Annotated in this window: 15 protein-coding genes and 1 pseudogene; 8 read left to right on the forward strand and 8 right to left on the reverse strand. The window is 74.0% G+C overall.

Annotation, left to right across the window (positions count from 1 at the left end):
- Positions 1-133 precede the first annotated feature (133 nt).
- The 3 genes from ACZ69I_RS23715 (at position 134) to ACZ69I_RS23725 (ending at position 2,651) form a co-directional block, all read left to right on the forward strand.
- Positions 134-1,030, forward strand: a complete 897-nt coding sequence (locus ACZ69I_RS23715) for an SDR family oxidoreductase (protein WP_467677045.1) — start codon at positions 134-136, stop codon at positions 1,028-1,030.
- A 56-nt stretch (positions 1,031-1,086) separates the two neighbouring features.
- Positions 1,087-2,331 (forward strand): cytochrome P450, encoded by a 1,245-nt coding sequence (locus ACZ69I_RS23720; RefSeq protein WP_470834398.1) that lies wholly within the window; start codon positions 1,087-1,089, stop codon positions 2,329-2,331.
- 104 nt (positions 2,332-2,435) lie between these two features.
- Positions 2,436-2,651, forward strand: coding sequence for a hypothetical protein (locus ACZ69I_RS23725; protein WP_470834400.1), 216 nt, complete (start codon positions 2,436-2,438; stop codon positions 2,649-2,651).
- Between the two features lie 15 nt (positions 2,652-2,666).
- Here the strand turns inward: ACZ69I_RS23725 and ACZ69I_RS23730 are convergent, their stop codons facing one another.
- Positions 2,667-3,845 (reverse strand): PP2C family protein-serine/threonine phosphatase, encoded by a 1,179-nt coding sequence (locus ACZ69I_RS23730; RefSeq protein WP_470834401.1) that lies wholly within the window; start codon positions 3,843-3,845, stop codon positions 2,667-2,669.
- A gap of 274 nt (positions 3,846-4,119) precedes the next feature.
- Between ACZ69I_RS23730 and ACZ69I_RS23735 the strand changes: the two genes are divergently transcribed.
- Both ACZ69I_RS23735 and ACZ69I_RS23740 read left to right on the forward strand, forming a co-directional pair.
- Positions 4,120-4,371: a hypothetical protein gene (locus ACZ69I_RS23735; protein WP_467677039.1), complete on the forward strand. Its 252-nt coding sequence runs from the start codon at positions 4,120-4,122 to the stop codon at positions 4,369-4,371.
- A 69-nt stretch (positions 4,372-4,440) separates the two neighbouring features.
- Positions 4,441-4,812: a hypothetical protein gene (locus ACZ69I_RS23740; RefSeq protein ID WP_467677037.1), complete on the forward strand. Its 372-nt coding sequence runs from the start codon at positions 4,441-4,443 to the stop codon at positions 4,810-4,812.
- Between the two features lie 166 nt (positions 4,813-4,978).
- On the opposite strand, the gene ACZ69I_RS23745 is transcribed toward ACZ69I_RS23740, so the two are convergent.
- The 4 genes and pseudogenes from ACZ69I_RS23745 to ACZ69I_RS23760 all read right to left on the reverse strand — a co-directional run bounded on the left by ACZ69I_RS23745 (position 4,979) and on the right by ACZ69I_RS23760 (position 7,469).
- Entirely contained in the window at positions 4,979-5,524 is a 546-nt protein-coding gene (locus tag ACZ69I_RS23745) for a ferritin-like domain-containing protein (RefSeq protein ID WP_467677035.1), read from the reverse strand.
- 263 nt (positions 5,525-5,787) lie between these two features.
- Positions 5,788-6,038, reverse strand: a pseudogene (locus tag ACZ69I_RS23750) (SDR family oxidoreductase); the annotation flags it as partial.
- 76 nt (positions 6,039-6,114) lie between these two features.
- Entirely contained in the window at positions 6,115-6,846 is a 732-nt protein-coding gene (locus tag ACZ69I_RS23755) for an esterase/lipase family protein (RefSeq protein WP_470834402.1), read from the reverse strand.
- A gap of 170 nt (positions 6,847-7,016) precedes the next feature.
- Complete coding sequence (locus ACZ69I_RS23760; protein WP_470834404.1) at positions 7,017-7,469, reverse strand: cupin domain-containing protein; 453 nt, start codon at positions 7,467-7,469, stop codon at positions 7,017-7,019.
- Between the two features lie 724 nt (positions 7,470-8,193).
- Between ACZ69I_RS23760 and ACZ69I_RS23765 the strand changes: the two genes are divergently transcribed.
- A complete protein-coding gene (locus ACZ69I_RS23765) occupies positions 8,194-9,639 on the forward strand; it encodes a multicopper oxidase family protein (protein WP_467677029.1) in 1,446 nt (481 codons plus the stop codon).
- A 58-nt stretch (positions 9,640-9,697) separates the two neighbouring features.
- Here the strand turns inward: ACZ69I_RS23765 and ACZ69I_RS23770 are convergent, their stop codons facing one another.
- Entirely contained in the window at positions 9,698-10,171 is a 474-nt protein-coding gene (locus ACZ69I_RS23770) for a carboxymuconolactone decarboxylase family protein (RefSeq protein ID WP_467677027.1), read from the reverse strand.
- A 121-nt stretch (positions 10,172-10,292) separates the two neighbouring features.
- Positions 10,293-11,225 carry an RNA polymerase sigma factor SigJ gene (gene sigJ, locus ACZ69I_RS23775; protein WP_467677025.1) on the reverse strand — a complete coding sequence of 311 codons (933 nt, stop codon included), beginning with the start codon at positions 11,223-11,225 and terminating at the stop codon, positions 10,293-10,295.
- Positions 11,226-11,408: 183 nt separating this feature from the next.
- Between sigJ (ACZ69I_RS23775) and ACZ69I_RS23780 the strand changes: the two genes are divergently transcribed.
- Complete coding sequence (locus tag ACZ69I_RS23780) at positions 11,409-11,792, forward strand: nuclear transport factor 2 family protein (RefSeq protein WP_467677023.1); 384 nt, start codon at positions 11,409-11,411, stop codon at positions 11,790-11,792.
- A gap of 85 nt (positions 11,793-11,877) precedes the next feature.
- Here ACZ69I_RS23780 and sigJ (ACZ69I_RS23785) read toward each other — a convergent pair whose 3' ends face one another.
- Positions 11,878-12,813, reverse strand: a complete 936-nt coding sequence (gene sigJ / locus ACZ69I_RS23785) for an RNA polymerase sigma factor SigJ (protein WP_467677021.1) — start codon at positions 12,811-12,813, stop codon at positions 11,878-11,880.
- A 574-nt stretch (positions 12,814-13,387) separates the two neighbouring features.
- Here sigJ (ACZ69I_RS23785) and ACZ69I_RS23790 point away from each other — a divergent pair.
- Positions 13,388-13,675: flavodoxin family protein (locus ACZ69I_RS23790; RefSeq protein WP_470834407.1), on the forward strand; the 288-nt coding region annotated here is incomplete at its 3' end.

Below are 13,675 nucleotides of genomic sequence, written 5' to 3' on the forward strand. Positions count from 1 at the left end.
GGTGTTTTGTCCTTCGGGTGCCCGGGCACCCGGGGCCCGCACGTCGCGGCGCGCCTCCCCGCCGGTCCTTTTTTCCGGTGGTGAGGCGCTCCGCTCGTGTGGAGGGTAGGGACAGGCACCAAGGAGGCGGCAGATGAAGGACACCCCCGGCGAGCAGGGCCCGCAGGACCCCACCACCAGGGGAGCGCGGCCGGAGTTTCCCCAGCAGGAGCAGGAACCGCCGGGCTGGAGCGGCCCCATGGACCCGCCGCCCGACCACGGCGAGGACTCCTACCGCGGCTCCGGGCTGCTGCCCGGGCGGGCCGCGGTGATCACCGGCGGTGATTCCGGCATCGGGCGGGCGGTGGCCATCGCGCTGGCCCGCGAGGGCGCGGACGTGCTGTTCACCCATCTGCCGTCCGAGGCCGACGAGGCGCGGGAGACCGCCCGCTGGGTGCGCGAGGCCGGGCGCCGGGCGATCGCGGTGTCCTGCGACATCCGCGAGGAGGAGCAGTGCCGGGCGCTGGTGGAGCGTGCGGTGGCCGAGTTCGGGCGGATCGACCTGCTGGTCAACAACGCCGCCTACCAGATGGCCCAGCCCAAGGGCATCCAGGACATCTCCACCGAGCAGTTCGACCGGGTGATGCGCACCAACCTGTACGGCATGTTCTGGCTGTGCAAGATGGCGGTGCCGCACATGCCGCGCGGCGGCTCGATCATCAACACCACGTCGGTGCAGGCCTACAAGCCCAGCCCGCAGCTGCTGGACTACGCCATGACCAAGGGCGCCATCGTCACCTTCACCCAGGGGCTGGCGCAGATGCTGGTGGAGCGCGGGATCCGGGTCAACGCGGTCGCGCCGGGCCCGGTGTGGACGCCGCTGATCCCCGCGACGCTGCCCGACACCGCGGAGTTCGGCGCGCAGGCGCCGATGGGCCGTCCCGCGCAGCCCGCGGAGATGGCGCCGTCCTATGTCTTCCTCGCCTCGGAGCACGCCAGTTTCATCACGGCCGGGATCGTGAACGCCACGGGCGGCACGCCGCTGCCCTGAGCCGGCCGCGCCGCGGCCCCGCGCCCCGTCTCCCGCGTTCCCCAGGAGGAAGACCGATGATCGACAGCACGCTGCCCCTGCTGGTCCAGGGCTACGCCTGGCTGCCCGACCTGAGCCGGCGCTCCGGCGGCGAGGTGGTGCGCGCCCGGCTGATGGGCAGGCCCGCCATCGCCCTGCGCGGCCCCCAGGCGGTGGCCTTCTTCTACGACGAGGAGCACGTGCGGCGCCGCTCGGCGCTGCCCGAGCCGGTGCTCAGCACGCTCTTCGGCCACGGCGCGGTGCACACGCTGGACGGTGAACAGCACCGGGTGCGCAAGGCGTTGTTCCTGTCCCTGCTCAAGGACGGGCCCGGGATCGAGGCGCTGGCGCAGCGGGTCGCCCAGGAGTGGGACCAGGCCCGCAAGGAGTGGGCCGAGTTGCCCCAGGTCACCTTGTTCGACGAGGTGAGCGTGGTGCTGACCCGGGCGGTGTGCCGGTGGGCCGGGATCCCCTGGGCGGACCGGCCCGGTGACGGGGCGCGGCAGATGGCGCGGGATCTGGTGGCGATGGTCGACGGGTTCGCCACCGCGGGGCCGCGCCATGTGCGCGCCCGGCGGGCCCGGGCCCGCCAGGAGCGGGCCCTTGCCCGGCTGGTGGAGCAGACCCGGGCCGAGCCGCAGCGGACGGGAACGCCCGGCGACGCCGTGCACGCCGTGGCCGCCCACCGGGACGCCGGGGGCCGCCCGCTCGATCCGCGGACGGCGGCCGTCGAGCTCTTGAACATCATCCGGCCCACGGTCGCGGTGACCTGGTTCACCGTCTTCGGCGCCCACGCCCTGCACCGCCACCCGCGGTTGCGGGAGCCGCTCGGGCGGGACGCGGCGGGCTACGGGCGGGCCTTCGCCCAGGAGGTGCGCCGCTTCTACCCCTTCGCGCCGTTCGTGGCGGGCCTGGCGCCCAAGGACACCGCGTGGCGCGGGGAGCCGATCGCCGCGGGCACGCTGGTCCTGCTCGACCTGTACGGGCAGAACCACGATCCGGCGCTGTGGCCCGCCCCGTACGCGTTCGACCCCGCGCGGTTCACCGGCGGCGAGCCCGGCCGGGACGACCTGGTGCCGCAGGGCGGCGGCGCGGCGGCCGCGGGGCACCGCTGCCCGGGCGAGGACGTCACCCTGGCCGTTTTGAGCGTCCTGCTGCCCCGGCTGGCCCGTCTGGAGTACCGGGTGCCCGAGCAGGACCTGCGCATCCCGCTGCACCGGATGCCCACCCGGCCGCGCAGCGGCTTCGTCCTCACCACGAACGGGCGGGAGCAGGAGGCCTGACGGACCTCTCCTCCCGGCACGGCCCGGCACGACTCGGCACGGCCCGGCACGACTCGGCACGACTCGGCACGACTCGGCATTTCGAGCGATCAAGGAGCACCACCATGCAGGAGCACCACCGCAGCGACGCCCGCCCGCACGCCCCCGCCCAGAGCGCGGCCGATGAGGTGCTGGAGGAGGTGGCGGAGGCCGAGGAGCGGCCGGTGCCCGACGCGGAGCGCGAGCGGGCCAAGGACGGCGAGGCCGGTGACACCCTCACGCCCAGCCCGGCCGCCCAGGAGGACATCCACCAGGACGAGGGGGGCGGGAACCGGAACTGAGAGCCCGCGGCGCGGTCAGCGGCTGGGCGGCCGCCACTCGATCATGAGGATGGTGGCGTCGTCGCGCAGCCGGTCGCTCTGCGCGTCCAGGACCGAGTGGATGAGCCGGCGCAGGGTCTCCGCCGCCACCTCCCCGGCACTGGAGGCGCGGGTGACGAAGTCGGCGAACCGCTCCAGGCCGAACTCCGTGCCGTCCGGGAGGCGGGCCTCGGTCATGCCGTCGGTGTAGAGCAGGACGCGGTCGCCGGGTTCCAGGACCCTCTCGTGCACCTGGCGCTCGCCGCTGCGGAAGTCGGCGGAGAAGCCCATGGGTGGGTCGGGCTCGCCTTCCAGGGCGCCCTCGACGAGCCGGTTGCCGCGGATCAGCAGGGGCGGGGGGTGCCCGCAGTTGCTCCAGCGCAGCGCCCCGCTGGTGAGGTCCAGGCGGGTGAGCACACCCGTGCAGAACTGATCGGGCAGCCACTCCTCCAGCGCCGTGTCCACCGCGGCCATGAGTTCGGGCAGGTCCGCGCCGGTGCGCCGGCCGTTGCGGCAGGCGGCCAGGGCGACCGCCGTGGTGAGGCCGGAGAGCAGGTTGTGGCCCATCGCGTCGACGATGGTGGCGTGCAGGTCCGTCCGGGTGAGGCAGTGGTCGAAGGCGTCGCCGCCGATCTCGTAGGCGGGTTCGAGGACGGCGGTGGAGACCACGCGGGTGTTGCCGATGGTCCGCGGCGGCAGGAAGGCCCGCAGCATCTCCGCGGGCAGGCGCATGGGCTCGGCGCGGGTGCGCTGGACGAGGTTGTCCTTGTACGCGCGCTTGGAGGTGATCATCATCGCGAGCAGGGCGGCCAGCGCCTTGCCGCGGCGCAGCAGGGCGGCGTCCAGGAAGGGGGCGTGGACGGCGACCACGCCGAGCCGTTCGGCGCCGTCCAGCAGGGGCAGCCAGGCGGTCATGCCGCCGATGGGGGATTCCTCCACGCGCAGGGAGAGGGTGCGGTAGGCCCAGCCGGCCAGTGAGCCGTCCATGGCCGGCTCCGGGCCCTCCTCCTCGCTCAGCGGGATCAGACGGCGCTGCTGGATGTCGGCGAGGTAGACCACCGCCTGGGGCACGTCCAGGGCCGTCGCGCACCGGCCGACCGCGGTGACCAGGTCCAGCACGGCGTTGTCGGGGTCCGCGAGGAACTCCTCGAGCCCGCTGGGCTGCGATGACGGCACGTCTTCCTCCCTGTCCGCGGCGGGGCGGCGCGACACCAGCAGTCTCACACCGCCCCGCCGGGCCCGCCCGGCCGCCCGCCGCGGGGGCGGGCACGGTGCTCCTGTCCGCCGGTGGCGCGGGCCGCGTCCGTGTCGCCGATCGGACGCGGGTGGTCCACGGTGATCAGTACGAGTTGTCCTGCCCTGCGCGGGTACCTGCACCCCCAGCCCCGGCACAGCCCCCGCCGCAAGGGCGGGGACAGCTTCGGGGCCCAGCGGTCGAGAGGAGACAGCGATGAGTGAGCAGGTACCGGCCTCCCCCGGCGCGGACGGCAGCACGCCCGTCCCCAGGGACCCGCCCGACCAGCAGGCCGACGGCACCCAGGACCCCTGGGAGCCGGCGCAGCACACCGGCGACGGCGCCGGCGGGGATGAGGACGTGCCCGACACCGACGAGGCCGGAACGGGCCGGCGCGGTGCCTCCGGCACGGCGGAGGAGGCGGACGCCCCCTCCCAGGAGCCGGTTCCGGAGGAGCCCTCGGGGTGACGCCGGCGACCCCGGCCTTCGGGCCCGGTCTTCGGCCCGACGTGAACGACGCGATGGAAAGGAACGACGGTGAGCGGTGCGGGAGAACCCTCGGCGCAGGTCACGGTGGAACTGAGCGGTGCGGCGGACGACGCGGGCGGCGTCTTCTCGGTGCTGGGGGCGGCGTTCGCCTCCGACCGGGAGGCGAGTGCGGCGCCGCGGCCCGGCCCGGCCGACGGGCCGACCGTGTGGAGCGGCGTCTTCGACACCGCCCGCCCGGCGGGCGGCGGGCCGGGCGGGGCGCCCGCGCTGAGCGGCCCGGTGACCGCCGCCGTGCAGGGCGGCTATGTGGCGGTCGACCAGATCGTCACGGTGCTCTCGGCGGCCTTCGCCGTCGCCGAGGAGGGCTCCGCCTCGGGCGACCAGGAAAAGGATGTGACCTTGCGCCTGGAGAGCCGGTGAGAGCCTGTCTTTGACCCCCCGTCGTCCGTGCGGAGCGCGGGCGCAGCGGCGTCCGGTGCGAGCGTGTGTGCCGGGCGCCGGGGCGCAGGCGGGGGTTCAAAGACAGGCTCCGAGGTGAGGCCGCGGGCCCGGCCGGTGCGGGCGGCCGGGCCCGCGGCAGCGGCGCTCAGGAGCGGCGGTCGCCCGGGATGCGCTCCAGCAGGCCGCGCAGGTCGTCGGCGTGCTCCTCCTCCTGGGCGAGGATCTCCTCGAAGAGGCGGCGGGTGGTGGGGTCGCCCTCCCCCAGCCACTGGGCGATCTCGGTGTAGGCGGCCACGGCGACGCGTTCGGCGACCAGGTCCTCCTTGATCATCTCGATCAGGCCGGTGCTGGCGTCGTACTCCGCGTGGGCGCGGGAGGTGAGCGTGTCGGGATTGAAGTCCGGCTCGCCGCCCAGCTGCACGATCCGCTGCGCCAGCTTGTCGGCGTGCTCCTGCTCCTCCTGAGCGTGCTCCAGGAACTCCGCGGCCACCGGCTCGGAGTAGAGGCCGGAGGCGGTGTAGTAGTGCCGCTTGTAGCGCAGCGTGCAGACGATCTCCGTGGCGAGGGCCTCGTTGAGCACGCCGAGGACGCGCTCCAGGTCCGCCCCGTAGGCGTCGGTCACCGGGCCCTTCTCGATCTGCTGGCGGGCCCGCTCGCGGATGGTCTTGATGTCGGTCAGGAACTCGGCCATGACAACTGCTCTCTTCTGGGTGCACGAGACAGCGGGCGGACCGTCCGGCGCCCCGCTGACCTTGAACGTACCCATTTCGCCACATTCATCCCGTGGGGGCGTTCCGGCGCGCGGCGCGGACGGGCGGCCCTCCCAAGGGGCGTCGGGTGGGCGCCGCGGAGCCGCTGCCGCGCCGGGGGCCGCCGCGCTCCAGAGCCCCTCCGGCGCAGGAGCGCTCCCGCCGGGCCCCGCGTTCTGATCTGCCGGGCGGGTCCGTACAGCTGGTGGCCCATCGCCGCGCCGCCGTCCACCGGCAGGACGGCGCCGGTGAGGTATCCGGCCTGGGGCGAGGCGAGGCGAGGAAGGCGATGGCGGCGGCGGTCTCCTCGGGGGCGGCCGGGCGGCCCAGCGGGATCTGGGCGAGCATGCCCGCGCGCTGCTCGTCGCTGCGGGTGTGGAGCATGCCGGTGCCGGTGAGGCCGGGCATGACGACGTCGAAGGTGATGTTGCGCGAGCCCAGTTCGCGGGCCAACGACGCCTTCGTGCGGAGGTTCCCCCACGCGCCGGGCGCCGCGCCCGCCGGACATCTGAAGCCCCGCCGCCGGGAGGGGTCAGGGGGTGGTGGTGCGCAGGAAGGCCTGCACGCCGCGGGAGACGCCGTCGTCGCTCAGCAGGTCGTTGTGGGCCAGGCAGCCCGCCGCGTGGTTGGCCGCCCCCGTCAGCGCGACGCTGGCGTCGGGGTTGATGACCTCGTCGCAGTTCGACCCCCACGTCGCGTACGCCACCGGGCCCGGGGTCTCGTCGCCCGCGGCGAGCCGGTCGGTGACGTAGGAGCCCGGGGTCATGTCCCGGCACGCCTGCGACCACGCGGCGCAGGCCCAGGCGGTCAGGGTGCCGTGGTTGGGCCCGGCCAGGGACGCCCAGTGGGCGACGGCGGGCGCGCCGCCGCCGTACTTCACGTACCAGCGGGTGACGAGGCTGCCGAAGGAGTGCGCCACCAGGTCGACGCGGTCGGCGCCGGTGCGGGCGCGCACCTGGGCGACGTAGGCGGCCAGTTGGCCCGCGAGGACCTCGTTGACGGAGCGGCTGGTGTCGTAGCCCCAGGAGAAGAGTTCACTCTCGTCGTATCCGGCGGCGGTGAGGTCCTGGCGCAGCGAGCCCCATACGCCGGGGTCGGCGTTGTAGCCGTGCACGAAGACGACCGGCCGGTGCGCGGCAGCCGGGGCTGGGGCCGGTGCGGCCGGGGCGGGCGCCGCGAGCGCCAGGACGGCCGACGCGCCCAGGCAGGCCAGCAGGTGCCCGGCGCGGCGGGCCGTCCGGCGGGCCCTGGCGGGCATCGGCATGGGGCCTCCTCGGGGGCGGACGCGGCGGTGCCGTCACCCGCGGGCGGGCGGGTGCAGGGGTGATTGTGGGGGCGGGCGGCGCAGATGAGAAGAGGCCGGTACCCGGCTCGAGGAACGCGGCGCGCGTGCGTGCCGGACGGCGCCCGCCCGGCCGGGGATGGCACCGGCGCTCAGCCGGGGCCGCTCAGCGCGCTCGCGCAGCGGGCGCAGTAGCGGGCGTCGCCCTCGGTGGCCAGGCGGCCGCACCGCGGGCAGACCCGCTCCAGCAGACAGGCCGGTTCGCCGGCGCCGTCGGGGCCGGTGGCCCCGGGGCGGCGGTGGACGGTGGTGCAGGTCAGCCCCCGCTCCCCCGCGCGCAGGCTGTACGGGGTGTGGGCGGGCAGCCAGGCCAGGGCGCCCGGGGCGAGGGCCGACACCGCACCGGTCAGGCGGAGTTCGCCGCCGCCGGCCAGCACGGTGAGCAGGACCCCGTGGGCGGCCTCGGCGGGCTCACCGAGATCCGCGCCGGGCGCCAGGCGCACGACCGAGGCATCCAGATCACGCCCGCCACCGGCCGCCAGCGACCAGACGAGACTGATCCGCCCGGGCCGCTCGGCAAGGGTCTGCTCCGGCCCGGCGAACACGGGCTCGGCGGGACCGGGCCCCGCACCCACGGAGGCGGCGGACGCCGGGACGGCAGGCCCGGGAGCGGCACACGCCGGGCCAGCAGGCACTGGGATGGCAGGCCTCGGGGCGACAGGCTCCGGGGCGGCGCACGCCGGGCCAGCAGGCGCTGGGGCGACAGGCACCGGACCGACGGGCACCGGACCGGCAGGCGCTAGGGCGACAGGCCCCGGACCGACGGGCACCGGACCGGCAGGCGCTGGGGCGACAGGCCCCGGACCGGCGGGCACCGAAGCGGCAGGCCCCGGGACGACAGGCTCAGCAGCGGCACACGCCGGGCCACCAGACGTCGGGGCAGCACCCTCCGGGGCGGCGGCCGTCGGCCACTTGGATGCCGCACCGGCGGACGCCGGGGCAGCACGCTCCGGGGCGGGGCGGGCCTCGTCGGAGGTGGCCGGGTCGTTCATGGCGCGGGGCTCCTCGGCGGTCGCGGGGGCGGGGCGGGCGCTCTCGTCCAGTGTGCGCCCGCCCAGGGGGGCGGGTGGGCCGGATCGGTGCCGTGCGCGGAAGCGGCCAATCCGGTCAAAGGCGCCCGGACCAGGCCCGAGTGAGCCTCGAGCCGCCCCTGCTGGACTGCGGCTGGCACCGCACGTCCAGCGGCGGCCGCGCGCCTTATCAGGGGGCGCGGCGGCCCGGCGGGTGCCCCGTTCGCATTCCCGTACGTACTTATTGAGGAGGGCCACCATGGTCACCCGACGCCGTCTGCTCGGCACCGGACTCGCCGCCGCGGGCGTAGGGCTCACCGGGGCGTCATTCACTCCCCTGCTTGCCGTGGATCCCGCCAAGGCCAGCCCGTCCACAGCGGCCACCCCCGACCAGTTCGCCGTTGCCATGCCCAGAATGCCGGTGCTCAGACCCACCTTCCGCACCAAGACCACCGATCACTACGACGTCACCATGCGCCCGGTCCGCAAGGAGATCCTGCCCGGCATCCAGACCGACCTGCTGACCTACGACGGGAACTTCCCCGGCGCGACCATCAAGGCGCGCTCCGGCCGCCAGGTGGTCGTGCGTCAGCACAACGGGCTCGACGTGGCCACCTCCGTCCACCTGCACGGCGCCTCGGTGACGCAGACCAACGACGGTGACCCGATGGACACCCTCGCCCCGGGCGAGGAGCGGCTCTACACCTATCCCAACAAGCAGCCGCACGCCTCGCTCTGGTACCACGACCACGCCCACCACCGCGAGGCGGAGAACGTCTACCGCGGGATGCACGGCAGCTACCTGCTCTCCGACAGCATCGAGGACCGGCTGCCGCTGCCCAAGGGCGAGTACGACGTGGAGATCGGCATCCGCGACGCGCACTTCGATGCGGCGGGCCAGCTCGTCTACATCATGGACGACCTGCAGCGCACCACGCTGCTGACCAACGGCGTGCCCTACCCCTACTTCAAGGTCGCCGCCCGCAAGTACCGGCTGCGCTTCGCCAACATGGCCAACCAGCGTTTCCTGGGCCTGCAGCTGGCGGACGGCAGCGACATCATCCAGATCGGGTCGGACGGCGGGCTGCTGCCGCGCCCGCACACCACCAAGTCGTTCGTGCTCACCCCGGGCGAGCGCGCCGACGTCGTCATCGACTTCTCGCGCTACGCGGTGGGCGACACGGTGGTGCTGGAGAACAACGTCATCTTCAACGGCACCGCGGAGCAGGTCGGGCGGGTGATGCGCTTCGACGTGGTGCGCACCGCCGAGGACCCCAGTTCCGTGCCCGCGGTGCTGCGCACGCTGCCGCCGCTGCCCACGCCCACCAACGAGCGCTCCATCAACATGCACATGGAGGAGGGCGTCGAGCACCCCAAGGCCTATCTGGACGGCAAGGTCTACGACGGCTCGCGGGTGGACTCCAGCATCCGCTTCGGCGCCAGTGAGATCTGGTCGATCACCAACACCAACACCCGGGTGCCGCACAACTTCCACATGCACCTGGTGCAGTTCCGCGTCATCGAGCGCGGCGGGAAGCCGCCGGCGCCCGGCGAGTCGGGGCTCAAGGACACGGTGATGGTCCTGGCGGGCGAGACGGTCAAGGTGCAGGCGACCTTCGACACCTACCGGGGCTCCTACCCCTACCACTGCCACATGCTCGACCACTCGGCCATGGGCATGATGGCCACCATGAAGATCAGCTGAACCCCGCCCGGTGCGGGCCCCCGGCCGCCGGGGGCCCGCGCCGGGTCCGGCCGGGCGGCTAGCCGAACTGGCCCACCCGGTAGTCCCCGGCGGGCTGTTCGACCAGGACGTTCAGGCGGTTGAAGGCGTTGATGACGGCGATGATGGACAGCAGGCCGGCCAGCTGGTCCTCGTCGTAGTGCTTGGCCGCGTCCGCCCAGGCCGCGTCGCTGACGCCGCCGGCCGCGTCGGCGATGCGGGTGCCCTGCTCGGTCAGCTCCAGCGCGGCGCGCTCGGCCTCGGTGAAGACGGTGGCCTCGCGCCAGGCCGCGACCAGGTGGAGGCGGACGGCGTTCTCCCCGGCGTGCGCGGCCTCCTTGGTGTGCATGTCCACGCAGAAGCCGCAGCCGTTGATCTGGCTGGCGCGCAGCCGGACCAGTTCCGCGGTGGCCGCCGGCAGGGACGTGCCCGCGGCCACCTTGCCCGCCGCGGCCAGGTGCTTCAGGAACTTGGCCGAGACGGGGTTGTCGAAAAGGTTCAAGCGAGCGTCCATGTCGGGCTCCTCTGCCGTGCTGGTGGTTACACCACTGAAGACGACATAGCCCGCCAAGATGTGACAGCACCCCATCTGACCTGCCTTGTCCGGCTCCCGGCCGGGGCGGGCCGGGGGCGGCTCAGCCGGTGGTCCAGGGGCGCAGCTTCTCGGGGTTGCGCACCGCCCACAGGTGCTTGATCCGCTCGCCGGCGAAGTCGAAGGCAAGCACCGAGACGGTGACGCCGTCCTGCTGGACGATGAGGCCGGGCTCGCCGTTGACGGTGCGCTCCAGGATGCGCAGGCCGGGCACCTTGCCGGTGATGGTGACCAGGTAGCGGGCGATCTGCTCGCCGCCTCCGGTGGGGGGCGCGGCGTTGACCAGGCCGCCGCCGTCGGCCAGGCCGGTGGCGTCGGGGTCGAGCAGGCCGATCAGGGCGGCGATGTCCTTGGCCTCCCAGGCCTGCTTGAAGTTCCTGACGATGTCGGCGCGCTGGGCGGTGGCGGTGGCGGGGGCCTGCTGGGCGCTGCGGATGCGGCGGCGGGCGGAGGAGGCCAGCTGGCGGCAGGCGGCCGGGCTGCGGCCGACGCTTTCGGCCACTTCGGCGAAGGAGTAGCGAAAGACGTCGTGGAGGATGAACGCGACGCGTTCGGCCGGGGTCATCGAGTCCAGGACTACGAGGAAGGCCATGTTGACCGACTCGTCCAGGGTGATGCGGTCGGCCGGGTCGGCGGCGGCGCCGGTGCGCCCGCCCACCCACTCCGAGTGGTCGGGCAGCGGCTCGGGGATCCACTCGCCCACATAGCGTTCGCGCCGGGCGCGGGCCGAGCCGAGCAGATCCAGGCAGATGCGGCTGGCCACGGTCGTCAGCCAGCCGCCGGGCGAGGCGACGGCCTCGCGCTGGGCGCGGGTCATGGCGTACCAGCGGGCGTAGGCCTCCTGCACGACGTCCTCGGCGTCGGCCAGGGAGCCGAGGAACCGGTACGCGAGGTTGATCAGCTGACGCCGCTCGCTCAGGACCGCGCTCAGTGCGGGGTCGAGCCGGTCGTCTTCTGGCTCGGTCTGCGTCCTCATCGCTCGGGTGCTCCCTTTGCTCCCTTGGCCGAAACTGCTGTCATCGGTACGACGAGACAGCCCCCGCGAATGTGAGGCCGGCCTGCCCGCTTCGTGGCGCTGTGCCCCGGGTGGGGCGGGAGGGTGCGTCCCCTTCTGTCGGGATTCCAGCGCTCTCCTAGGCGTATCCCATAGTCATGTGACATGAGCAAACACAAAGCCATCGTGGAGCGGTACCGCGACGGGGTCCTCAGCGGCGACCACGAGCTGGTCCTGTCCCTGGTGACCGACGACGTCGTGTGGGAGAGCCTGGGCCAGACCCGGGTGCAGGGCAAGGAGGCCCTGCGGGGCATCGTGGAGAACAAGGAGGGCCAGGCCGCCAAGGACGTCGTGCAGCGGCCGACCATCACCGTCGACCGGCTGATCGAGGAGGGGGACACGGTGGTGGCCACCGGCCGCGCCGCGCTCGCCCTGCCGGGCGGCGCGAAGGCGGAGTTCCTCTTCTGCGACGTGTTCACCTTCGCCGGGGAGGCGATCAGCCACCTGGAGAGCTACAAGGTGCCCCTGGGCGGGCCGCCGCGCGGCTAGCGCCGTGCGCCCGCGGCCCCGGCGTGCCGCCGGGGCCGCGGGCCGGGGCCGCGCATGGCCGGAATGTGCCGGTGCGCGCGGCGGGTCAGCCGGCCGTCCAGGGGCGCAGCTTCTCGGGGTTGCGCACCGCCCAGATGTGCGTGATCCGGTCGCCGGTGAAGTCGAAGGCCAGGACCGAGACGGTGACGCCGTCCTGCTGGGCCACCAGGCCGGGCTGGCCGTTGACGGTGCGCTCCAGGAGCGTGAGGTCCGGTGCCCGGCCGGCGACGTCGGCGAAGACGCGGGCGATCTGCTCGCCGCCGGTGACGGGCTGCAGCTGGGCGCTGACCAGGCCGCCGCCGTCGGCGATGGTCGTGGCGTCGGGGTCGAGCAGGCCGATCAGGGCGTCGATGTCCTTGGCCTCCCAGGCCTGCTTGAAGTCGCGGACCACCTCGGCGCGTCGGGCGGTGGCGGGGGTGGGGGCCTGCTGGGCCTGGTGGATGCGGCGGCGGGCGGAGGAGGCCAGCTGGCGGCAGGCGGCCGGGCTGCGGCCGACGATCTCGGCGATCTCGGCGAAGGAGTAGTGGAAGACGTCGTGCAGGATGAACGCGACGCGTTCGGCCGGGGTCATCGCGTCCAGGACGACGAGGAAGGCCATGTTGACCGACTCGTCCAGGGTGATGCGGTCGGCCGGGTCACCGGCGGCGCCGGGCGGTCCGCCGGGCCATTCCATGCGGTCGGGCAGCGGCTCGGGGATCCACTCCCCCACATAGCGTTCGCGCCGGGCGCGGGCCGAGCCGAGCAGGTCCAGGCAGATGCGGCTGGCGACCCGGGTCAGCCAGCCGCCGGGCGAGGCGACGGCCTCGCGGCGCTGTTCGGACATGGCGTACCAGCGGGTGTAGGTCTCCTGGACCACGTCCTCGGCGTCGGCCAGGGAGCCGAGGAACCGGTAGGCGAGGTTGATCAGTTGGCGCCGCTCGCTCAGGACGGCGCTCAGTGCGGGGTCGAGCCGGCTGTCCTGCGGCTCGGGCTGCATGCTCATGGTGTCGCCAACTCCCTTGGCCGCGCCCTGGCTTGAGCAGTTCGATGAGGCATCGCACTGAAGGTGGCGCTCGTCACCTCACATTACAACGGGCTGTGTCGTCGTACGGGTGGAGATCGAATTCCCGCCGGACTCCGTCCCCCGGTCGTCCGGATCCGGAATCCCCGCTCTCCCGCCCCGACTTCGGGCCGTGAAGTCGACTGTCACCTGTCAGGAGAATTGCCGTGCCCCTCACTTCGATCCGCGGGTCACCAGCAGGCGGCCGGACGCGGCCTTCGAGGGCGCCGGCAGTGCGGCCCGCGGGCCGCTTCGGCAGGCCGGCCGCCGCCGGCTGAGGTGAGGGTGAAGGCCCCGGTCCGCAGGGGTGCCGGCAGGGTCCTCGAGGCCGGCGGCGCCTCGCGGGCCGGGCCCCGTCCGGAGCGTGGCACCGGGTCCGTGTGCGGGCCACTGGTCGCCGCCCCCGGCGTTTTTCTCTTTCTTCACCGACTTTTACCACCGGGTGTCCGGCGCTCCTCGCGAGCGGCCGGATCCCGCGGCACCACCCGATAGAACACGCAAAGGAAAAGGAACAGCTGTGGAACCTGTGAACGTTGCAATCATCTATTACAGCGCGACCGGCAACGTGCACACCCTGGCGCAGGCCGTGGCCGAGGGCGCGGAGAAGGCCGGGGCGAACGTGCGGCTGCGCAAGGTCGCCGAGACCGCCCCGCAGGCGGCGATCAGCGCCAACCCGGCCTGGGTGGCGCACCGGGAGGCCACCGCGGACGTCGGCGAGGCCGGCCACGACGACCTGGCCTGGGCGGATGCGGTGCTCTTCGGCACGCCCAGCCGGTTCGGGAATCCGGCCAGTCAGCTGCGGGCG

Source organism: Streptomyces sp. NPDC036815 (assembly GCF_055609205.1).

Excerpts from the sequence above, each read along its gene's own strand:
- ACZ69I_RS23715 (WP_467677045.1), top strand. The coding sequence starts at position 134 with ATGAAGGACACCCCCGGCGAGCAGGGCCCGCAGGACCCCACCACCAGG.
- ACZ69I_RS23720 (WP_470834398.1), top strand. The coding sequence starts at position 1,087 with ATGATCGACAGCACGCTGCCCCTGCTGGTCCAGGGCTACGCCTGGCTG.
- ACZ69I_RS23725 (WP_470834400.1), top strand. The coding sequence starts at position 2,436 with ATGCAGGAGCACCACCGCAGCGACGCCCGCCCGCACGCCCCCGCCCAG.
- ACZ69I_RS23735 (WP_467677039.1), top strand. The coding sequence starts at position 4,120 with ATGAGTGAGCAGGTACCGGCCTCCCCCGGCGCGGACGGCAGCACGCCC.
- ACZ69I_RS23745 (WP_467677035.1), bottom strand. The coding sequence starts at position 5,524 with ATGGCCGAGTTCCTGACCGACATCAAGACCATCCGCGAGCGGGCCCGC.
- ACZ69I_RS23755 (WP_470834402.1), bottom strand. The coding sequence starts at position 6,846 with ATGCCGATGCCCGCCAGGGCCCGCCGGACGGCCCGCCGCGCCGGGCAC.
- ACZ69I_RS23765 (WP_467677029.1), top strand. The coding sequence starts at position 8,194 with ATGGTCACCCGACGCCGTCTGCTCGGCACCGGACTCGCCGCCGCGGGC.
- ACZ69I_RS23770 (WP_467677027.1), bottom strand. The coding sequence starts at position 10,171 with ATGGACGCTCGCTTGAACCTTTTCGACAACCCCGTCTCGGCCAAGTTC.
- sigJ (WP_467677025.1), bottom strand. The coding sequence starts at position 11,225 with ATGAGGACGCAGACCGAGCCAGAAGACGACCGGCTCGACCCCGCACTG.
- ACZ69I_RS23780 (WP_467677023.1), top strand. The coding sequence starts at position 11,409 with ATGAGCAAACACAAAGCCATCGTGGAGCGGTACCGCGACGGGGTCCTC.
- sigJ (WP_467677021.1), bottom strand. The coding sequence starts at position 12,813 with ATGAGCATGCAGCCCGAGCCGCAGGACAGCCGGCTCGACCCCGCACTG.